Source organism: Trichormus variabilis 0441 (assembly GCF_009856605.1).
In the GTDB taxonomy this organism is placed as follows: Bacteria; Cyanobacteriota; Cyanobacteriia; order Cyanobacteriales; family Nostocaceae; genus Trichormus; species Trichormus variabilis.
The window spans coordinates 387,850-409,598 of sequence record NZ_CP047242.1 but is presented as its reverse complement, the minus strand read 5'-3'; the positions used below and the strand labels follow the sequence as shown (position 1 = coordinate 409,598).

Annotated in this window: 21 protein-coding genes; 12 read left to right on the top strand and 9 right to left on the bottom strand. The window is 42.6% G+C overall.

Annotated elements, in window-relative coordinates:
* Positions 1-144 precede the first annotated feature (144 nt).
* On the top strand, positions 145-1,512 hold the full coding sequence (locus GSQ19_RS01570; RefSeq protein ID WP_011321043.1) for an aminopeptidase P family protein: 1,368 nt from the start codon (positions 145-147) through the stop codon (positions 1,510-1,512).
* A 132-nt stretch (positions 1,513-1,644) separates the two neighbouring features.
* Here the strand turns inward: GSQ19_RS01570 and urtE are convergent, their stop codons facing one another.
* The 7 genes from urtE to GSQ19_RS29640 form a co-directional block, all read right to left on the bottom strand.
* The gene (gene urtE, locus GSQ19_RS01565; RefSeq protein WP_011321042.1) at positions 1,645-2,343 is read right to left on the bottom strand and encodes an urea ABC transporter ATP-binding subunit UrtE; all 699 of its coding nucleotides are present in this window, start codon (positions 2,341-2,343) and stop codon (positions 1,645-1,647) included.
* A 101-nt stretch (positions 2,344-2,444) separates the two neighbouring features.
* Positions 2,445-3,185: an urea ABC transporter ATP-binding protein UrtD gene (gene urtD, locus GSQ19_RS01560; RefSeq protein ID WP_011321041.1), complete on the bottom strand. Its 741-nt coding sequence runs from the start codon at positions 3,183-3,185 to the stop codon at positions 2,445-2,447.
* On the bottom strand, positions 3,160-4,278 hold the full coding sequence (gene urtC / locus GSQ19_RS01555; RefSeq protein WP_011321040.1) for an urea ABC transporter permease subunit UrtC: 1,119 nt from the start codon (positions 4,276-4,278) through the stop codon (positions 3,160-3,162). Before urtC ends, urtD begins: the two co-directional genes overlap by 26 nt.
* Before the next feature lie 39 nt (positions 4,279-4,317).
* Positions 4,318-5,478, bottom strand: coding sequence for an urea ABC transporter permease subunit UrtB (gene urtB, locus GSQ19_RS01550; protein ID WP_011321039.1), 1,161 nt, complete (start codon positions 5,476-5,478; stop codon positions 4,318-4,320).
* Positions 5,479-5,595: 117 nt separating this feature from the next.
* Positions 5,596-6,912, bottom strand: coding sequence for an urea ABC transporter substrate-binding protein (gene urtA, locus GSQ19_RS01545; RefSeq protein WP_011321038.1), 1,317 nt, complete (start codon positions 6,910-6,912; stop codon positions 5,596-5,598).
* A gap of 224 nt (positions 6,913-7,136) precedes the next feature.
* Positions 7,137-8,213 carry a hypothetical protein gene (locus tag GSQ19_RS29645; RefSeq protein ID WP_197992834.1) on the bottom strand — a complete coding sequence of 359 codons (1,077 nt, stop codon included), beginning with the start codon at positions 8,211-8,213 and terminating at the stop codon, positions 7,137-7,139.
* Positions 8,197-9,474: a class I SAM-dependent methyltransferase gene (locus tag GSQ19_RS29640; protein WP_011321036.1), complete on the bottom strand. Its 1,278-nt coding sequence runs from the start codon at positions 9,472-9,474 to the stop codon at positions 8,197-8,199. Before GSQ19_RS29640 ends, GSQ19_RS29645 begins: the two co-directional genes overlap by 17 nt.
* Before the next feature lie 398 nt (positions 9,475-9,872).
* On the opposite strand from GSQ19_RS29640, the gene ffh reads away from it, so the two are divergent.
* The 9 genes from ffh to GSQ19_RS01495 all read left to right on the top strand — a co-directional run bounded on the left by ffh (position 9,873) and on the right by GSQ19_RS01495 (position 17,012).
* Positions 9,873-11,345 carry a signal recognition particle protein gene (ffh, locus tag GSQ19_RS01535; protein ID WP_011321035.1) on the top strand — a complete coding sequence of 491 codons (1,473 nt, stop codon included), beginning with the start codon at positions 9,873-9,875 and terminating at the stop codon, positions 11,343-11,345.
* A gap of 169 nt (positions 11,346-11,514) precedes the next feature.
* Complete coding sequence (gene rpsP, locus GSQ19_RS01530) at positions 11,515-11,775, top strand: 30S ribosomal protein S16 (protein ID WP_010996117.1); 261 nt, start codon at positions 11,515-11,517, stop codon at positions 11,773-11,775.
* A complete protein-coding gene (locus tag GSQ19_RS01525) occupies positions 11,738-12,172 on the top strand; it encodes a KH domain-containing protein (RefSeq protein ID WP_041456406.1) in 435 nt (144 codons plus the stop codon). Before rpsP ends, GSQ19_RS01525 begins: the two co-directional genes overlap by 38 nt.
* Before the next feature lie 277 nt (positions 12,173-12,449).
* Positions 12,450-12,626: a 30S ribosomal protein S21 gene (rpsU, locus tag GSQ19_RS01520; protein ID WP_011321033.1), complete on the top strand. Its 177-nt coding sequence runs from the start codon at positions 12,450-12,452 to the stop codon at positions 12,624-12,626.
* A gap of 359 nt (positions 12,627-12,985) precedes the next feature.
* Positions 12,986-13,939, top strand: coding sequence for a PhoH family protein (locus tag GSQ19_RS01515; protein WP_011321032.1), 954 nt, complete (start codon positions 12,986-12,988; stop codon positions 13,937-13,939).
* 80 nt (positions 13,940-14,019) lie between these two features.
* The gene (locus GSQ19_RS01510; RefSeq protein WP_011321031.1) at positions 14,020-14,424 is read left to right on the top strand and encodes a ChuX/HutX family heme-like substrate-binding protein; all 405 of its coding nucleotides are present in this window, start codon (positions 14,020-14,022) and stop codon (positions 14,422-14,424) included.
* A gap of 174 nt (positions 14,425-14,598) precedes the next feature.
* Entirely contained in the window at positions 14,599-15,384 is a 786-nt protein-coding gene (locus GSQ19_RS01505; protein ID WP_011321030.1) for a DUF6816 family protein, read from the top strand.
* Between the two features lie 408 nt (positions 15,385-15,792).
* On the top strand, positions 15,793-16,272 hold the full coding sequence (locus tag GSQ19_RS01500; protein WP_011321029.1) for a YbjN domain-containing protein: 480 nt from the start codon (positions 15,793-15,795) through the stop codon (positions 16,270-16,272).
* 17 nt (positions 16,273-16,289) lie between these two features.
* Complete coding sequence (locus GSQ19_RS01495; protein WP_011321028.1) at positions 16,290-17,012, top strand: lipoate--protein ligase family protein; 723 nt, start codon at positions 16,290-16,292, stop codon at positions 17,010-17,012.
* Positions 17,013-17,052: 40 nt separating this feature from the next.
* Here GSQ19_RS01495 and GSQ19_RS01490 read toward each other — a convergent pair whose 3' ends face one another.
* Complete coding sequence (locus GSQ19_RS01490) at positions 17,053-17,349, bottom strand: DUF3288 family protein (protein WP_011321027.1); 297 nt, start codon at positions 17,347-17,349, stop codon at positions 17,053-17,055.
* Positions 17,350-17,581: 232 nt separating this feature from the next.
* On the opposite strand from GSQ19_RS01490, the gene GSQ19_RS01485 reads away from it, so the two are divergent.
* Positions 17,582-20,026 carry an ATP-dependent Clp protease ATP-binding subunit gene (locus tag GSQ19_RS01485; protein WP_011321026.1) on the top strand — a complete coding sequence of 815 codons (2,445 nt, stop codon included), beginning with the start codon at positions 17,582-17,584 and terminating at the stop codon, positions 20,024-20,026.
* A 118-nt stretch (positions 20,027-20,144) separates the two neighbouring features.
* Here GSQ19_RS01485 and rppA read toward each other — a convergent pair whose 3' ends face one another.
* A complete protein-coding gene (gene rppA / locus GSQ19_RS01480; RefSeq protein ID WP_041456402.1) occupies positions 20,145-20,837 on the bottom strand; it encodes a two-component system response regulator RppA in 693 nt (230 codons plus the stop codon).
* Between the two features lie 98 nt (positions 20,838-20,935).
* Here rppA and hisG point away from each other — a divergent pair, with 98 nt between their 5' ends.
* The gene (gene hisG / locus GSQ19_RS01475; RefSeq protein WP_011321024.1) at positions 20,936-21,592 is read left to right on the top strand and encodes an ATP phosphoribosyltransferase; all 657 of its coding nucleotides are present in this window, start codon (positions 20,936-20,938) and stop codon (positions 21,590-21,592) included.
* Positions 21,593-21,749 lie beyond the last annotated feature (157 nt).

Genomic DNA, 21,749 nt, shown 5'->3' with positions numbered 1-21,749 from the left:
AGCCTAGCTTTTTTCTCTCAAGCCATATTGAACATGAATAACGGGCAATGCAGTACCTTAGAAATTAGAGTGATAAGTGCAGGACGAACCGTGACAGTCAGGATAATGATAAAGAAGATAACGATTAAATAGCGATAACTAATTATGGGTTCTCTAGCTGATACTTTGCGCGATCGCCGTCAAAAATTAGCCCGCCTCATCGATTTTCCTGCCATTTTATGGTCAGGTGGCAGCAATGCACGCAATTTTCCTGCCAATCGCTTTCCGTTTCGGGCTAGCAGTCACTTCCTCTATTTTGCTGGCTTACCCCTACCCAACGCCGCAATTCACCTAGAAGCGGGTAAGCTGACATTATTTATCGATGATCCTGCACCTGGTAGCGCCCTGTGGCATGGAGAAACGCCCAAACGTGAGGAAATAGCTGAGACTATTGGCGCAGATGCAGCTAAACCCTTATCAGAATTAACGCCATTCCTAGCAGGTGCAGCCACTATTGCCGTCCAAGATGCTACAACCTGGACGCAGCAGTCCCAACTACTGAACAGATGGGTATTACCGCAAAGTCAACCGGAAGGAATTGATTTAGAATTAACGAAAGCGATCGTCACCTTACGCCTCATCCACGACGCAGGCGCATTAGCCGAGTTACGTAAGGCAGCAACTGTGAGTGTAGCAGCCCACAAAGCCGGTATGGTAGCCACCGCCAACGCCAAAATAGAAGCGGAAGTTAGAGCTGCAATGGAAAGCGTTTTCATCGCTCACAACATGACGACTGCCTATAACAGTATCGTTACCGTTCATGGCGAAGTTCTACACAACGAACAATATCACCATCCTCTGCAACCAGGGGATTTATTACTAGCCGATGTCGGTGGCGAAACAGAATTAGGTTGGGCTGCTGATATTACCCGTACCTGGCCTGTGTCTGGTAAGTTTTCCCCCACACAACGGGATATATATGATGTAGTACTGGCAGCCCATGATACCTGCATTGCCAACATCCTTCCTGGTGTAGAGTATGCAGAGATTCATCTAGTAGGGGCTAGGGTTATTGCCGAAGGTTTGGTAAATTTAGGCATTTTGCGAGGTAATCCCGAAGATTTAGTAGAAAAAGATGCCCATGCTTTATTTTTCCCCCACGGTATAGGTCATCTCTTGGGTTTAGATGTCCACGATATGGAAGACCTGGGTGATTTAGCCGGCTATGAAGAAGGGAAGAAAAGGAGCGATCGCTTCGGCTTGGGCTACCTGCGTTTAAATCGTCCCCTACGTACAGGAATGTTAGTCACAATTGAACCCGGTTTCTACCAAGTTCCCGCCATCTTAAACGATGAAAAAATTCGCTCAAGATATCAATATACAGTCAACTGGGAACGCCTCTCTCAGTTTGCCGATGTCCGAGGAATCCGCATTGAAGATGATGTTTTAGTTACAGATACAGGCAGCGAAGTCCTCACCGCCGCCTTACCAAATGATGCTGACACCGTAGAACATCTAGTTAATAAAATCTGAGGCGTTACTTAATCAGGAGATGAAATTTGATGTGCTGAAATTTCAAACTCTTTATTTTGAATTTTGAATTGATTCATCCTCTCTGCGTCTTCACGCCACCCTGCGGGTTCCGCCTTAGCGGTACTGCGTGAGCTAAACTGCCAAAAACCGTTGAATCACATCCTGACTCAGTTCATCAGTAGAACCAGATGCAACAATAGCCCCCTTTTGCATAGCGTAATAGTAATCAGCCTGACGGACAAAGTGTAAATGTTGTTCTACAAGTAAAACAGAAATGCCTGTAGTTTCAATAATGCGACGGACGGCTGCTTCAATTTCCAGGATGATTGAGGGTTGAATCCCTTCTGTAGGTTCATCCAAAACCAATAATTGAGGCTGTCCCATTAAAGCACGAGCGATCGCCAGTTGTTGCTGTTGTCCACCACTTAAATCACCACCCATCCGCGATAACATAGTTTTCAACACAGGAAATAAGCCAAAAATTTCTTCCGGAATTTCAGCTTTTTTTACCTGTTTTTGTCTAGCTTCCAACCCCAGTAACAGATTTTCTTTAACTGTCAAACGCGGAATAATATCTCGTCCTTGGGGAACATAACCTATCCCCATTTTCGCCCTTTGATCTGGTGATTTGGAGTTAATTAAATTCCCGGCTAAGTTAATAGTGCCACTGCGAGGTTTCAGTAACCCCATAATTGTTTTAAGTAAGGTTGTTTTACCTACGCCATTACGTCCAATTAGGCAGATCATTTGCCCATTTGGTACAGTTAAATCTACGTTGCGGAGAATATGGCTTTCGCCATAGTAAACGTTAAGGTTAGAAATATTTAGCATATTGGTTCAGAGACGCGATTAATCGCGTCTGTACAATTGTTAGATATATGATTAATCGCGTCTGTTGTCTTGATTCCACCACCCCTACACCCCCACATCCCTCATTGTTGTCCTAAATAAACTTCAACAACACGAGGGTCACTTTGCACTTCCTCAAAATTACCTTCACAAAGTACCGAACCTTCATGTAAAACTGTGACTTTTTTAGCGATTTGACGGACAAATTCCATATCATGTTCAATTACTAAAATGGAATGACTCTGCGCTAATGTTAAAAGTAACTCGCCAATATTATACGTTTCTTCATCAGTTAAACCTGCAACTGGTTCATCCACAAGTAATAAATCTGGGGATTGTCCAACTAACATTCCAATTTCTAAGCGTTGCTTTTCTCCATGAGATAACAAAGCTGCGGGTATATCTGCTTTAGGAGTTAAGCCAATGGTTTCTAATAAACCTTTAATACTATTTTCTTCCGTAGGTTGAGAACGCCCAAATAATGTAGAAAAAACATTTTTATTTCGGTTACTGGTAATTTCCAAATTTTCCCGTGGCGTGAGATTGAGATAAACTCTAGGTGTTTGGAATTTGCGCCCGATTCCCCGCCGCGCAATTTGATGTTCACGTAAAGAACGCAGGTTTTTGCCTTTGAATAAAACTCTGCCTATCGTTGGTTGGACTTTCCCTGTAATTACATCCAAAAATGTGGTTTTACCCGCACCATTAGGGCCAATTACTACTCGCAATTCCCCCACATCCATACTAAAATTTAGTTGGTTGAGAGCTTTAAAACCATCAAAGCTCACAGTAACATTTTCAGTTTCCAAGATTTTGGCGTTCATGTTGTACTTCTGGGTCTTCTTCCAAACTGGGATATGTAGCAATTTGTTGAGGGCGTTTGAGAAAAGGAATATTTTGGCTACGCAACCATCCTACTAAGCCATCAGGAAGGACGGTCACAACAATTAAAAATAATGCACCTTGGAAAAATAGCCAGATTTCAGCAAATTGTTCACTCAAAAAAGCACGGGCATAATTAACTAATAAAGTTCCCAAAACTGCCCCGATTAATGTAGCACGTCCACCCACAGCTACCCAAATCACCATTTCAATGGAAAAAGCGATATCCATAGCTCTAGGGGAGACAGAACCACTTTGCAGGGTGTAAAATGCTCCTGCAATACCAGCGATCGCACCAGAAACGGCAAACACTAATGTTTTAAAATCTGTGGGGTCATAGCCAGAGAACCTTACACGACTTTCATCGTCTCGAATTGCAATTAACAGTCGTCCAAAGCGTCCACTAGTCAACCAGCGACAAATCCCGTAGGTAGCAGCAAGAAACAAGACGGTGAGAGTGTAGAAAATAAATTTTGTTTTTGGGTCGCTGACAGTTGCACCAAACAAAGTTGTAAAATCTATTAGCCCATTTGTCCCATTAAAAAATTGCTGTTGACCGTTAAAAAAATTGAAAAACACAATAATTGCAGCTTGGGTCAAAATTGAAAAATAAACGCCCTTAATCCGGTTGCGAAATACCAAATATCCTAATAACCCCGCCAGCAACCCTGGAACTATCACTACAGTCGCTACCGCTATGGGGAAAGAATAAAAAGGTCGCCAAAACCAAGGAAGTTCCGTCACCCCATACAATCCCATAAAATCAGGTAACTCACCCTCTGGGATTTGCAACTTCAGGTACATAGCGATCGCGTATCCACCCAACCCAAAGAAAATCCCGTGTCCCAAACTGAGTAAGCCAGTGTAACCCCAAATCAAATCAATCCCTAAAGCCACAATCGCCAGTGACAAAAATCGCCCCAACAAATTCAAGCGAAACTCTGACAACACCAATGGCATAATTAGAATGAGGAAGAGAGCGATCGCTACCACCACCCCAACCTCAACTAATATCAACCGTCCTCCCTGCTTCATTCTCTGCGCCCTCCGCGTCTCTGCGTGAGATTAAAAAAATTAAACATCAACACTACGTCCCTTCTGCGGAAAAATCCCCGCCGGCTTCCACTGTAGAAATAAAATAATCAACACAAATACCATTACTTTAGCCATACTTGTGGTGGCAAAAAACGTCAAGAAATCTGCTAGAGGTTTCACAGGAGTTGACAACAAAGCTATAGTCCCAGAACCAATTAAAAAGTTAGCTGTCCCAATTCCCAAAGCAGCGACAATAGTACCCGCTAAGTTACCCACACCCCCAACAACCACCACCATGAAAGTATCGATAATATAATTTTGTCCGGTATTTGGCCCCACAGAACCAAGCAAACTAATCGCACACCCAGCCACACCCGCCAAACCAGAACCCAAAGCAAAGGTAATCGCATCAACTTTTTCGGTGGGGATACCCAAACAAGCACTCATACTCCGGTTTTGTGTCACAGCCCGAATTCTTAATCCCCAGCTAGAACGCTGTAAAAATAGATAAATTCCCCCCACACAAATTATTGTCAAAGCAATAATAAATAACCTGGCGAATGGTAATTGTACCCCACCTAAAGATACGCCGGTTTGTAACCATCTAGGCGCAGTCACATCAACATTTTGCGCCCCAAACCAAGGTTGGGTTACTGCTAGCTGATAAGTTTGACTTAATAAGTTACCTGTGGTGATTGTCACCCCCAAAGATAGCAAGAAAATCACCGCCACAACCCAATTACGAATTCTCTCTAAATTTGTCCGGGAATTTAAAACCCATAACCCCCCAAAAAACAACAGAGAAAACAAGCCCAAGCCAATTACTAAAACCCAATTCACACTACGGACAAACTGTTGGAAAATTAAACTTACGCCCCAAGTTGCTAACAACGTTTCTAGAGGTCTTCCATAGAGGTGACGAATCACACCTCTTTCCAGAATTAATCCAATAAATGCAGTGAAAAAGAAAGCAATAATTAACGCCAGAAATATATAAATCTCAAACCAAAAACCGCCCAATTGTTTACAGCCATTCTGTACAACAAATGTTGTATAAGCCCCAAACATCATCAATTCGCCATGCGCCATATTAATCACCCCCATCAAGCCAAAAATAATGGCTAATCCCAAGGCGGCAATTAATAGCACAGAACCGATGCTAATACCATTAAATACAGCATCCAAAAAACCTGTTAACATTTTTATTCACCAGCTATAGGCTTATTTTCAATCAAGAGTCAAAAGTCCAAGGTCAACAGTCAAAAGTAACAATCTTGACTATTAACTAATGACTAATGACCATTGACCATTGACTAATTAAGCTTTTTTGTACTTACCACCCTTAGCTGGATCTGACCAATCGCAAGCAAATCCTTTCGTTTCCTTCACAAATTGATTCCAAGGGACTGGCTCAACTGGCGCAGGCGTAGCATAAACAATATCAAACAAACCATCATCTCTAACTTCACCAATCCGCACAACTTTAGATATGTGATGATTAGCATTAACTGTCACCTTTCCTTCAGGTGCATCTATGGTTTGACCATAAGCCGCCGCCCGCACTTTAGCTAAATCAGGACTACCCGCTTTTTCTACTGCTTGCTTCCACAAATACACAGCGATATATGCAGCTTCCATCGGGTCATTTGTTACCCGGTCTGCACCATATTCTTTCTTAAAAGCTTCAACAAATTTCTTATTAGCAGGAGTATCTACTGTTTGGAAATAATTCCAAGCAGCATAGTGACCTTTTAAATACTCAACACCGATTGCTTTAACTTCTTCTTCGGCAATACTTACAGACATAGAAGGGTATTTATCCGGTGTTAATCCAGCACCTTTTAACTGTTTGAAGAAAGCTACGTTACTATCACCATTTAAAGTGTTATAAATTACCCCACCATTGGGTAATGTTTGTTTAATTTTGGTGATAATTGGTGTAACTTCTGTATTACCTAATGGTAAATAATCTTCACCAACTGTTTTTCCACCTAAAGCTTCTAATTGGGCTTTGATAATAGTGTTAGCCGTCCGAGGGAAAACATAGTCTGAGCCGACTAAAAAGAATTCCTTGCCCTTATTTTTTAACAACCAATCAACAGAAGGTTCAATTTGTTGATTTGGTGCTGCACCTGTGTAAAAAATGTTTTTAGAACACTCTTGACCTTCATACTGCACGGGATACCACAGCATATGGTCTTTACTTTCAAATACTGGCTTCACATTTTTGCGGCTAGCTGAAGTCCAACAACCAAAAACTACAGCTACTTTATCTTGATCAATCAACTTGGTAGCTTTTTCTCTAAAAGTATCCCAGTTAGAAGCACCATCCTCAACAATGGCTTCAATTTGTTTACCTAAAACACCGCCAGCCGCGTTAATTTCTTTGATAGCTAATTTCTCAGCATCTACAACGCTTTTTTCACTGATAGACATTGTGCCACTGAGAGAGTGCAGAATACCTATTTTGATCGTGTTACCACCACTAGCAGCCACAGGAGAAGCATTCCCAGAGGTGCTTGGACTGTTTGTAGCATTTGGGGTGTTATTAGCGCAAGCCTTCAGTAAGATGCTGCTACCAATAGTTGCAGAGCCGTAAATTAAAAATCTGCGTCGGTTAATTCGTCTACTCATATCTTGGTTAAATTTCCCCGTGATGAATCAGCTAGCTCCCTGAGAGTTCACAAGGTCAAGCTTTAGATTGTGATATTAGTTTGATATTTAACCACTGAATTGTTATTTTTGATACTAAACTCTAATTCCTTTAAATAAAAATTAATCTAATTAACTAAAACTCAGAGTGATGTCGATAAAATTACGGATATGAAGCAGTTAGCCCAATGGGTACATAAGAATTTTTAGGTTATGTTGTCGTGGTCTGCTTCTTCAATACTGAAATTAACTAACCACTTCAGTCTCGTTTTATCCCCATCTAGATATGCTCTGATAGCTTCTGCAACTTGGGAAACACGAGTTAAAGGTGTAACGTAATCAAACACATTTGCCATGACGCGAAGAGTTTCTCTTGTCCAAGGTCCTTCCACAACCAAAATACCCAAAAGCCTTTTATTTTTTCCTTTCCAATTAATCGCTGAAAACATCTTATCCTTGGCATAGAGTGACGCATGTCGTGTAGAGCTTTTTCGCACCTCGATAAAAGCAATTGGATTTTGTGCGTCTGGTATCACAAAATCAGCGCGGAAATCATAAATCACTCCTTTAAGGCTTTGATACTCTGATTCACGCATGAAAGGAACTTGTAAATCAGATAAAGCATCAGCAACTATATTTTCCAATAACACTTTTCCTACGAGATCCCTGACTATTCCTTCTAAAGTAGGCTCAACAGCTTGTAATAGTTTCTCTTTGGAAAAAGTGCGAATTCTCAAGTTACGTATAATGCGCTCTAATATTCTCTCTGCAACCGCTTTAGAAATACTATTGTCAGAGGCATTTCCTACTTCTCTCTTTAACTCTGATTTACTTCTAAGCCCCGCCAACTGCTGGAAAAACGGCAAAAATCCTGGATTTGCTGACAAATATTCCGATGATAATGAATTAAGTTCATCCGTTTGTTCAAATAGCTGATCTACTAAAGAGCTTGCGAAGAGACGCATTTTTTCATATACTCCTGCCGTAATTGCTGACTCTGTATCAAGAGCTATCGCTAGCATTCGTTCAGCTTCACGTTTAATTTCCTCTGGAGTCGAAGTATCTGGATCTAACTCTAACGAAAGTCCATGTATAACTACCAAACGCCTGTTACGAGAAGTTAAGTCAAGATTGTTAATATTTGAAAACCCATCAGACTGTTTACTCAGCGCAAGATAGATTTCAATATAATCTTTCATAGCATCAGCAGCTACCTGATAAAGAGTCGTAAGCTCCGCAGATGCAGCTTCGATATTTTCAGATAAATCAAGGTCTTCTTCCATAGATCCAATACTCCCCAATTGGCGTACCAGCACCTTCACGTTTTGATAAAATCCAACGACTTCCTCTAGTTCTTAAAAGTTTTGTTTCCATTCCGACAAAACCTATTTCTTGTAATAATTCTAGAGTGAGTTGACCTGTTGGAATATGCACTCCATAAAGATAAGCATCACCAACAACTACATGAATATCAGCATTAGGTTTAAGAAGTCTAAAACACTCAGTAAATACTTTTTTAATACCAGCAAAATAAGGAAAGATGAGGGAATAGTATTCTTTTTTTCCTGCCCTTTGAATTCTCAGGATTTTCAACTCCTCTACAAGTGGTCTTAAATACTCCCTGAATTCGAGGCTTAGTTGATTTGCGTATAGTTCATGATTTTTTTTGATTTCTGTTGGAATAGTAGTCGTGTTTGGAATAAGTATGCTTCTTACTTGATTAGTAATATCTCGCCAAGAACTAGCATATCCCCAGAAATACAACTCCATTCGACTCATTTCTGCATAATCAAAATTGTTAAGATACGGTGGAGATGTAACGCATAAAGATGCTAGAGAAGAAGGTTTTTCGCTAAGAAGATGAGCAGAGCCTCTAACAAAATCACAGTAAATATTCTGCCTGTTAACTACTGAATGAAAATCTTCCATGACTTGTGACTGTATACGTGATAAGGCATCTGGAAATGAACTTGACTTTTTCTTGGTTGTAGGTGCCTTGTAGATGCCATCAGTTTGAGACTTACTGCTGAGTTCAAGGATAATAGAAACTACCAATCTGTAAAATAGCTTATTTCTTGGGGTAATTTCTATTTCTTTTAGTCTTGCACTTACAAGGAACCTCAGTTGAATTTCTGGAATTAACTTCTGAAGAAACTTTAAGGCATCGACTGAATAAATATAGGCTAGATCCCCTTCGTATGGACCTAATTGATGTAATTTTGAAAAAATTTCATCAGGCTCCACATTACCAACCGCAGCCTGACATTTAGCTGCTGCAATATCGGCAAAATAAGGATTAGCTTCGCATACAATGCAACTGAAGCCGTCGAGTAAACTTTGAACCGGAGTCGTTCCTAAACCGCCAAACGGATCTAGAACCGCATCCCCTGGGGATAAACAAGCTTCTCGGATACACGCAGAGACAAACTCCGGTGAATATCCAGCTATGAAATTTGCCAATCTGTGGATAGGATGACGCGAACTCGTCAGATTTGTTGGTGCAAGAGATGAATTTATGGGATCAGTAAATAGGGAAAGCTGCATGACGTAATTTTTACTGCTTCAGTCCGGATATTTATCATAAAAAATTAACTATAGAAGCCTAACATAATAGCCGATAACCTATAGGACTAATATTTGATTTTTGAAATATACGTAGGATGGGCATCGCCTACCGTATCATGGCTTTGGTGGGCAATGCCCACCCTACAGATATTTAAATAATTTCAATAATCAAATTAGATTCCTATAAAATTACAAGTTCTTATGGAAACATAAAAAATTCTCTTACAGGGTTACCCTTCCCACACAGAAGTAAGTATCCTCCTGCTCAAGTCGCGGGAAAAACTACTAAGCTGGTAAATAGCACATTATAAAAATTCCTGAATCGCATTCTCTAGCTGGTTCGGACACCTCATTGGCTCAATAACTGTAACTAAGATATGTTTGACGCATTAGCAGACCGTTTAGAATCCGCCTGGAAAAAGCTGCGCGGGCAAGATAAAATTTCTGAATCTAACATTCAAGATGCTTTGCGGGAAGTGCGACGCGCCCTGTTGGAAGCAGATGTTAACCTCCAAGTAGTCAAAGATTTTATTAGCGAAGTTGAAGCCAAGGCGCAGGGAGCCGAAGTTATTAGCGGCGTGCGACCTGACCAGCAGTTCATCAAGATTGTTTACGATGAACTGGTGCAGGTGATGGGGGAAGAAAATGTTCCTCTGGCGGAAGTGGAACAAAAGCCCACAATTGTTTTGATGGCTGGTTTACAAGGTACTGGGAAAACCACAGCCACCGCCAAATTAGCTTTACATTTACGGAAACTAGAACGCAGTTGCTTGTTAGTAGCCACAGACGTATATCGTCCAGCCGCTATTGACCAGTTGCTGACACTAGGTAAACAAATTGACGTACCAGTATTTGAATTGGGAAGTGATGCAGACCCGGTAGAAATTGCCCGTCAAGGTGTGGAACGTGCCAAAGCAGAGGGCGTGAACACAGTCATCATTGATACAGCAGGTCGTCTGCAAATTGACGAAGACATGATGGCGGAATTAGCCAGAATAAAAGAAACCGTCCAGCCCCACGAAACATTGTTGGTGGTGGATTCCATGACTGGTCAAGAAGCTGCCAACCTCACCCGTACTTTTCATGAGCAAATAGGTATTACTGGAGCAATTCTTACCAAGATGGATGGTGATAGCCGTGGTGGTGCGGCGTTGTCGGTACGGCAAATTTCGGGAGCGCCGATTAAGTTTGTGGGTGTGGGGGAAAAAGTCGAAGCCCTACAACCATTTTACCCAGACCGTATGGCTTCCCGAATATTGGGTATGGGTGACGTGCTGACTTTGGTAGAAAAAGCCCAGGAAGAGTTTGACTTAGCTGATGCTGAGAAAATGCAGGAAAAAATCCTGTCAGCGAAGTTTGACTTTACCGACTTTGTCAAGCAACTGCGGATGCTGAAAAATATGGGATCTCTGGGTGGTCTCCTGAAGATGATTCCGGGGATGGGTAAACTCTCAGATGATCAGCTAAAGCAGGGAGAAACCCAACTCAAGCGGTGTGAGGCGATGATTAATTCCATGACCATCCAAGAACGCCGCGACCCTGATTTATTAGCGAGTTCCCCCAACCGACGACGACGGATTGCGTCTGGTTCTGGTTATAAAGAAGCAGATGTGAATAAACTAGTGGCTGATTTCCAAAAAATGCGATCGCTCATGCAGCAAATGGGTCAAGGTAATTTCCCAGGAATGCCCGGAATGTTTGGCGGTGGCGGTGGTGGAATGGGTAATATGTTCGGTGGTGGCGGTAACCGTCCCGCAGCCCCTGGCTGGCGCGGCTACAATGGCGGCGGCGCTGGCACGAAGAAGAAAAAACCCAAAGACAAAAAGAAAAAAGGTTTTGGAAATCTGTAGTCAACAGTCAAAGATTAGGGTTTTGACTATGGACTATGGACTTTTGACTAACGACCAATAGCACTAAACCCTTAGCAAGTGTTAAAATTAGCATTTCAATCAAGGAAGTCTTGGATTTAAGATAGCCGCTTCCTTAATTATCCACAAACAGGAGAATGTTTCTTCAATCATGATCAAACTGCGCTTGAAACGATTCGGTAAAAAGCGGGAAGCGAGCTACCGTATTGTCGCTATGAATAACCTTTCTCGCCGCGACGGTCGCCCCTTGGAAGAATTGGGATATTACAATCCTAGAACTGATGAAGTGCGATTGGATGTTCCTGGTATCGTCAAGCGACTACAGCAAGGCGCTCAACCTACTGACACGGTACGTCGCATCTTACAAAAACAAAATGTCTTTGAACAGGTCAGTGCAAAACCCGCATCATAGTCTTACAGCTAACTCATTAACAGCTAGCCCAAATTACGTCGGGCTAGTCAAGTTCTTAATGCAGCCATTTTTAGAAGCTCCAGAGTCTCTAAGCGTCGATTGTGAAATTTCTCCAACCCTGAAACGGGCTTGGGTTCGCATCGCCTTTGAAAGTGCAGATAAAGGGAAAGTTTTTGGTCGGGGAGGTCGTAATATTCAGGCGATTCGCACAGTGATTTCTGCTGCGGCAGAACTTGCTGGACAATCAGTTTACCTGGACATTTACGGCAGCACCACTCCAGGCCGAGAAGGAATGTTTGTTGAGGAAGACCAACAAGAACGCACACCTTTGCCAATATCACGAGAAAGAAGCGGAAACGCCCCGCCGCGACCGGTTGTTAAACCACGCACCCGTTAGCACCCCTACCGGAATTCAAAATTCAAAAAGCTGATTCAGCAAGCTTTTCACATATTTTGAATGGTTAATTGATTTAACCTGTGCTGTATTAGGTTAACAATAGAAAAGAAGCCTGAGCGGTTTTAGTTAACTCCGCTCAGAAACTTCGATAAACTGAGGAAGTGGTTAAAAGATGTCAGCATCTTTTTGCAGCTACCTGTAAAATTTACCCACCGTATACAGTTAATGATGGTTATACACAACTGTGAGAATCTCTGCCAGGAGGTGAATCCAGGGAGTGGCTGAAGTTCGTTTGGGTGAGAATGAGTCTATTGACTCGGCAATTAGACGTTTTAAAAAGAAAATTCAAAAAGCCGGGATTTTATCAGAAGTCAAACGTCGGGAAAGATACGAAAAACCCAGTTTGCGCCGCAAGCGCAAAGCAGAAGCTGCACGCAAGGGTGGTCGCAACTAAATCAGAGCAAAGCCTTTGGTTAAGGTGGTGAACTTAATATTCCTTGGGTGAATTAAGGGTTTGTAGTGATTTTTTAGCTCAAACCTGGAAAAAGTGGAGACGTTATTGCGTCTCTACTTGATAAATATTTAAATATAATGAAATATTTCATTATTAACAAATTATAGAAACGAATTTTCTCCTTGAATCTAGATAAAACCTTTGTAGAATCTAGGATTAAATAAATATTTACTATAGAATAGTATAAAAATAAACCGCTCTAAAATGAGATAAAAAAACACTAAAGCAAATCAAAAACAACTAACAACTGACACGCAAAGCGAATCAAAATTGCTGCTTAATATATTACAAAAATACTTATGGCAGATGCTTTCATAATTCAGCTGCCTAACATTCCCAGTGCGATCGCTCTTGCGGGTGATAGAGAAGAAAATCTCAAAATTCTCTCCCGGCAAACAGGAGCCACTTTAGTACTGCGTGGGCAAGAGTTACATATCTATGGTACAGAAACGCAAAGAGATTTAGCGACAAAACTAGTGCGATCGCTAGAAAGTATCTGGATTCAGGGCAACACTATCTCCAGTGCTGATATATTAACGGCTCGTCAAGCTGTAGATAATCACCGCGAACATGAACTACAAGAACTACAGCGAGATGTCCTCGCCAGAACTCGCCGGGGCGAAGAAGTCCGAGCTAAGACCTTCAGACAACGCCAGTATATCGAAGCCATCCGCAAACGTGACCTCACCTTCTGCATCGGCCCGGCGGGAACTGGTAAAACATATCTGGCCGTTGTCCTCGCCGTCCAAGCACTCCTCGCCAATCAGGTAGAAAAGCTGATTTTGACACGTCCGGCGGTAGAAGCTGGTGAAAGACTAGGGTTTTTACCAGGGGATTTGCAGCAGAAAATTAATCCCTATCTGCGTCCGCTTTACGATGCAATTTACGAATTCATCGACCAAGAGAAAGTCCCCAATTTGATAGAACGGGGAATTATTGAAGTTGCACCCCTCGCCTATATGCGGGGACGCACTCTAAACCATGCTTTTGTGATTGTTGATGAAGCCCAAAATACCACACCTGCCCAAATGAAAATGGTTTTAACTCGTTTGGGTTTCCGTTCTCGCATGGTAATTACAGGCGACATCACACAAACTGATTTACCAATAAATCAACAATCAGGTTTGACAGTGGCTTTACAAGTTCTCAAACACGTTGAAGGTATTGCTGTTTGCGAATTTACCCAAAAAGATGTCGTGCGTCATCCTCTAGTTCAGCGCATTGTCAGCGCCTACGAACAGTATGAGAAATAGTCAAGTCGCTTCGCTCCAATTCAAAATTCAAAATTCAAAATTAAAGAGTCAATAGTCATTATTAGGGAATGGTAACGGGTATGAGTCATAGTCTGAAAGATTTTTTGGAAGCTTGCGAAACCTTGGGAACTCTGCGGTTAATTGTTACTAGTAGCGCGGCTGTATTAGAAGCACGGGGAAAAATAGAAAAGCTATTCTATGCAGAATTAGCTAAAGGTAAATATGCCAATATGCACACAGAAGGCTTTGAATTTCACTTGAATATGGAAAAAATTACTCAAGTGAAGTTTGAAACTGGTGAAGCCAAAAGAGGCAATTTCACAACTTACGCTATCCGTTTTTTAGATGAGAAACAAGAGTCCGCTTTAAGCTTATTCTTGCAATGGGGTAAGCCTGGAGAATATGAACCAGGACAAGTGGAAGCTTGGCACACTTTAAAAGAAAAGTACGGCGAAGTTTGGGAACCTTTGCCAGTACAACTTTAACTCGACACAACATAGCGTTTACCAACCTGCTGAGGTACTGAGTACACTGCTAATAAAATTCACCAACCCTCCGCGCCCCTCTGCGTTTTCCAGCCTGCGCGTCTACTGCGCCCCTCCGCGTTTAAAAATATTATTTATGTACCTCCCTTAATTGGAAATCGCTATAAATAGATAATGCTGACAATAAAAGCTATTTGGAGTTGTTGCTTAATTATTTTCTTGTTACTGGGGTGGAATGGTGATGCAAATGCAGGTGAACTATCTGAACGCTTGGCTCATTTTCCCCAGTGGAAAAAATTAACCTCTGTCCAGCCAGCCAAGGGGGATTTAGCTTACCCTAAATGGATGGCTGGAACCTGGGAAGTTAAGAGTACCTTGGTAGATTTAGCAGCACCTCTAGCACCGGATATTGTTACACCAGGGTTTGAAGGAAATCGTGAACAACTAAATCAGCCCGTCAGCTTTTTAGTACGATTTATAGAAGTACAACCTCCCACTATTGGCTTAAAATTCCTTCCTCAGATAGATGCTAAATCAACAATTGTGGTTGCTGATAGAGTTTTTAACAGTTTGAATTTAGCTAGGTCTTATTTAGGTGATGAAGCCGTATTAGCAGTTAAAGTAGACCCAGACTCGCCTAATCGTCAGATTACATTTTTACGTGGGGAACGGCAATTAATTTCCATTGTCACGGCACGGGCGACCGAAACCGCAGCAGATAGTAAATTTATTACTACAGAAGTTTTCCAACAATTATTTAAAGGCGGTTCGCTACCTTACTTAAACTCGGTCGAATCTACCACCGCCTACCATAAACTTTCGACATCGTCCCCAAGAATTGAGGCAGATCAAGTTACTGCTGTCTATCTTTCGCCACAAGATCCTAATTATTTTAACGCAGGCGATCGCCCAGTGGCGCTTTATCGCTATCGCCTAGAATTTTTCCCTACGGCTAAATGATGCAAAATCTAATTTAGATCAGAATTTATATTTTCTTATCTGCAAATACTTTGCGTAAAACTCTAGTTCTAGAGTAAAGAGTTCCGAAATGTAGGGTGCGCTACTTGCGATAGACCCTAACTATACTTAGAAATTATTCATACTGACGCACCCTACCAAACCTAAGAGTCTCATTGATCAATACGGTTCAGTTAAGAGAATAGTAGGTTGGGTGGAGCGATAGCGTAACCCAACAAAGTCTTGAGAATGTTGGGTTCCGTTCCTCCACCCAACCTACACCAGTCTAAGTTGTTGCCTTAACTGAACTGTATTGTCTTATTGCCGACATTCTAAGACTAAAGCCAATTTTAGCCCACAAGTTATAAAGTATGTGTAGATCACAAATAATAGGTTGAGAGAAAAATCTGTATGGCAAGCTACCAAGAAACACTAACTAATGACGAATTTATAGATGAACTCATTGCACAGACAACCAGCATTAATCATGTGGAAGTCATTGAAAATGTCATTGACTCCCTCGAACAAGATGACAGCGCAATGGTAAGCCACACTCCAGAAGGTGGTTATCTGTGGAAGTTTAAATACGGCACGGTGGAAGTATTTGTGCAACTCACTGGCAAGAGTGATGAAGACACGATAACAGTTTGGTCAGCAGTACTCAAATTACCAGCGAAGAATGAACCAAAGTTGTTGCGTCATTTGTTGGAGTTAAACTGCTCCAGTACTTTTGAAGCACGTTTTGGGATTATAGAGGATCAAGTAGTAGTTATTTCTACACGCACTCTTGCAGAATTATCTCCGGGGGAAGTTTCGCGGATCATTACTATTGTGGCAACGATCGCCGATAACAATGACGAAGCTTTACAATCAGAGTTTGGGGCAGCTTAAGCAATTTTAAATTTTAGATGGCTAGTAAGCAGGTTTGGCGACTGATTCCTTTATTAGCAGCTTCCGGTAGTGTACAAATGGCAATTGACCGTTGGCTACTAACACAACACCAATCTGGTAAGCATCCTTCTACCATAAGATTTTACACTTGGTCGCCACCCGCTATTTCCCTTGGGTATCATCAACGCCAATATCCAGAACATTGGCAAAACCTGATTTGGCAAAATCAAAAATTAGACTTGGTGCGTCGTCCTACAGGTGGTAGGGCAGTACTCCACCAAGGTGACTTAACTTATGCTGTAGTAACATCAGGACTAGGTGATAATCGCCTGGTGGCATACCAGAAGATTTGTGAGTTTTTAATCCAAGGATGGCGATCGCTCGGTTTTGAATTAAGCTATGGTACAGCCGGACGTGGTTACATCCACAATCCCAACTGTTTTGGTACAGCTACAGGTGCAGATTTAGTCTTACCAACCGGAAGCAAACTCATAGGTAGCGCTCAGTTGCGACGCGGCGACGTAATTCTACAACATGGTTCTATCCGTCTCCAGCCAGATACAAAACTATTTGCACAAGTATTCGGTGTAGAAGATTTTAACCCCATAAAATTCAACCTGAGTGTAGATGATATTATCTCGGCTTTAATTACAGCAGCTAACAACTGTTTTAATATACAACTGGAGACACAACCCCTATCCCCCTCAGAATGGGATGAAATTCGAGAGAACTTTGACTAGGGTATTCTCCCCCCTGCTCCCTGCCCCCTGCCCCCTGCCCTTAATTCCAATCCTGCTCATCTCTTTTACCACGACTCTTATAAATCCCGCCTATTTGATGTATTTGGCGGGTTTTCTCGAATAGTTCCGCTTCGGTTAACCCCCATTGTTGCAAAACTTTATTCAGGTCGTTTTGGATGTCTCTTGCGCCAGGGAAGCCTTGATAGCGGATTTTGAGCCTAGCTAATTCGGCTAAATTATGGTCTGTCGCCTCTTGAGTTAGTAGAATATCTATAAAGGGGCGATCGCGGTTGTAGAGTGGATGTTGTTGGTCTTTACTTCCGTGGTTTTCAGTCATGGTTTATACCTTTAGGTAGAGTGTAAATTCCTTCAGCGTCTAGAGTTCAGATTCTTGCCATCGCACCATAATTAGTCATGACGGCAACTACACCTGAGCTAATACGGCTCTCACCACTGTCACCTATCCTTAGATAAAGATACATTGTCTTTAAGAAAGTACAAAAAAGTTTAACAAAAGGGTGAATTTTCTATCACCCAAAGTCCAAGCAGCAAGGGAGCAAGAACCCGCTATGTTTGAACACTTCACTTCCGAAGCCATCAAAGTTATTATGCTCGCTCAGGAGGAAGCACGTCGCCTGGGACACAATTTCGTAGGAACTGAGCAAATTCTCCTGGGTTTGATGGGAGAAGGAACTGGGGTTGCTGCCAAAGTGCTGACTGAGATGGGTGTGACTCTCAAAGACGCTCGTCGTGAGGTTGAAAAAATTATTGGTAGGGGTTCTGGGTTTGTACCACCAGAAATTCCTTTTACCCCGAAAGTGAAAAGCCTCTTCGAGCAGTCCTTTAGAGAAGCTCATAATCTCGGAAATAACTACATCAACACAGAACATTTACTCTTAGGGTTAACAGAAGCCGGTGAAGGTGTCGCCGCTAAGGTTTTACAGAATCTTGGCGTTGACCTCAAGAGTGTCCGCTCTGCTGTCATCCGTCGCTTAGGCGAAGACCCAACCGTGGTTGTGGGTGGTGGTGGTTCCAGACGGAACCAAACACCGACGATAGAAGAGTTTGGCAGAAATCTGACGAAATTAGCTAAAGAAGGTAAACTCGACCCTGTAGTCGGTCGGCAAAAAGAAATTGAGCGTGCTGTGCAGATTCTCGGCCGTCGTACCAAGAATAACCCCGTGTTAATTGGTGAACCAGGGGTTGGTAAAACTGCGATCGCTGAAGGTTTAGCACAGCGTATTATTAACCAAGATGTCCCCGACATTTTGCAAGATAAACAAGTCATCAGCCTGGATATGGGTTCTCTGGTAGCGGGAACTCGCTTCCGGGGAGACTTTGAAGAACGCATCAAGAAAATCGTAGAAGAAGTCCGTTCTGCGGGTAATATCATCCTGGTGATAGATGAAATTCATACCCTAGTTGGTGCAGGGGGAACAGAAGGCGGCTTAGATGCAGCCAATATTCTCAAACCAGCCTTGGCCAGGGGTGAATTGCAATGTATTGGCGCTACCACATTAGATGAATATCGTCAACACATCGAACGCGATGCAGCTTTAGAGCGACGTTTCCAACCGATTATGGTCGGGGAACCATCCGTAGCTGAAACCATTGATATCCTCTACGGTTTGCGCGGAGCCTACGAACAGCACCACAAAGTACATATTTCCGATGAAGCTGTGGTTGCAGCCGCGCAATTGGCTGATAGATATATTAGCGATCGCTTCCTGCCCGATAAAGCCATAGACTTAATTGATGAAGCTGGCTCTCGTGTGCGCCTGCGGAACTCGCAAATTTCCCCTAACAAGGAACTCAAGCGTCAACTGACTGACATCACCAAAAGCAAAAACGAAGCGGTGAGAGTCCAAGACTTCGATAAAGCCGCAAAACTTCGTGACGAAGAAATTGCCCTAGAAACAGAACTGCAAGCAGCCACCACTGGCCAAACCATCAAACCAGTTGTGGATGAAGAAGACATTGCCCAAATCGTCGCCTCTTGGACTGGTGTTCCAGTCAACAAGCTGACAGAATCCGAGTCTGAGTTGCTTCTGCACCTAGAAGATACTCTCCACAAACGGTTAATTGGTCAAGAACAAGCAGTTACATCTGTTTCTCGCGCCATCCGTCGCGCCAGAGTCGGCTTAAAGAGTCCCAACCGTCCCATTGCTAGCTTTATCTTCTCCGGGCCTACAGGAGTAGGGAAAACCGAACTAGCCAAAGCATTAGCAGCTTACTTCTTCGGCGCGGAAGATGCCATGATTCGGCTTGATATGTCCGAATACATGGAAAGTCACACCGTTTCTAAACTCATCGGCTCGCCTCCTGGTTACGTCGGCTACGACGAAGGCGGACAACTCACCGAAGCCGTGCGGCGCAGACCATACACAGTGTTGCTGTTCGACGAAATCGAAAAAGCGCACCCCGATGTATTCAATATGCTGCTGCAAATTTTAGATGACGGACACATCACCGATGCCAAAGGTCGGAAAGTGGACTTCAAGAACACCTTGATTATCCTGACTTCCAACATAGGTTCTAAAGTGATTGAAAAAGGTGGCGGCGGTTTAGGCTTTGAATTTGACAACCAAGCCGAAGCTAGTTACAACCGCATCCGTAACTTAGTTAACGAAGAACTGAAAAATTACTTCCGTCCTGAGTTCCTCAACCGACTTGATGAAGTCATCGTCTTCACTCAACTGTCGAGAGATGAAGTCAAGCAAATCGCTGATATCATGCTGCGTGATGTCGCCAGTCGCCTGACCGAGAAGGGAATTACCTTAGAAGTTACCGAACGGTTCAAAGAATTAGTAGTAACAGAAGGTTACAACCCCAGCTACGGTGCTAGACCATTACGTCGTGCAATCATGCGCCTCCTAGAAGACTCTTTAGCAGAAGTGTTGCTATCTGGAGAAATCACCGAGGGAGACACAGCCATTGCTGATGTGAACGATGATGGCCAAGTACAGATACACAAGTCAGAAGAAAGAGAGTTACTCTTGGCAAATGTTGGTTAATTTTATCATCTGTGAGAGTGGCAATACCTGAAAACACATAGGTTGTTTGCCGCCAACATTCAGGTTAAAAGCTAGAGAAAATTTCCACCCTGGTAGAAATACCAGGGTATTTTCTTATTCATTCCACCGAAGACGTACCGAAGCGATAGCCTTTACCGTAGACTGTGTGGATTAAGGAAAGTTCTTTGCCTACCTCGATTTTACGGCGTAGCAATCTGATTAATGCGGCGATGACATTACTGTTTGGTGGTTCGTTATCTTCCCACAAATGTTGCAGAATTTGGGCGTGAGTTAGTAGTTGTCCCGTATGTTCCATAAAGTATTGCAGCAGTTGGCTTTCTTTCTGCGATAGTTCAATGACTCGTCCTTGACGGTAGGCGACTTGATTTTCACAGTCCAGTTCTAGGTCGGCTACAGTTAATCTTCCTGGTGTAGCTTCATAGGTTTGGGAACTAGAACGCCGTAATAAAGCACGGACTCTGGCCAACAACTCTCGCAGTTCAAAGGGTTTGACTAAATAATCATCAGCACCAGCATCTAAACCTTGTACGCGGTCATCTAAAGTATCTTTGGCGGTGAGGAAAAGAACGGGTGTAATTTTTCCTTGGCGACGTAGTTCTTGGCATATCTCCAAGCCTGTTTTCCCTGGTAGCATCCAGTCTAAAATCAGTAGGTCATAATTACCTACTGTTGCCATTTCACTACCACTTTTCCCCTCATAAGCTGCTTCTACAGTGTAACCTTCACGAGTTAACACACGGCTTAAGGGGACAGTGAGTTCTACTTCATCATCAACCAATAAAATTCTCATGCTGCTTGAGGTAAGCATTAGAGATATTCTCAATATTAATGAACTGCTAAGACAAGGACACGATAAAGTGTCTCTAGCCAAGGATACCAAGAAAACGAATGTTAACTGTTGCGTTGCCGAAAGGGGAACTACTCAAAAATAGCATCCGCCTACTGAAATCTGTAGGATTGGATTTTAGTGCTTTTTTAGACTCAGGAAATCGTCAGTTGCAAATTACTGATGCTAGTGGAAGGGCGAAAGGACTACTGGTAAGAGGGCAGGATGTACCTGTTTATGTAGAGTATGGACAAGCCCAAATTGGTATTATTGGTTACGATGTCCTCAGGGAAAAACAGCCACAAGTTGCTCATTTAGTTGATTTACAGTTTGGCTATTGTCGGATGTCGGTGGCGGTGAAAGCATCTAGTCCCTACAAATCACCACTAGATTTACCTGCTCACAGTCGTGTTGCTTCTAAATATGTCAATTCGGCCCGTGAGTTCTTTCAAGGTTTGGATTTACCTGTGGAAATTGTCCCGCTTTACGGTTCTGTGGAACTAGGGCCGATTACGGGAATGTCTGAGGCAATTGTCGATATAGTTTCTACAGGCCGGACTTTAAAAGAAAATGGTTTGGTGGAAATTACCACTTTATATGAAAGTACGGCGCGGTTAATTGCTCATCCCCTTAGTTATCGTTTGAATACAGGGAATTTACATCAATTAGTTGAGCAATTACGAGAGGGTGTTTTGAGTGAACTGCCTATACTGACCTGACGCTACAGTTTGGGCTTACTGCCCAACAGAAAGGTTACATTACACAATCACTTGTATGGTTTGTTGACTGCTGACAGTTAACTGTCAACTGTTAACAACCAACACGAAAAGATGTGCAAATGGGTTGGGTGGAGCGCAGCGCAACACACATCATAGA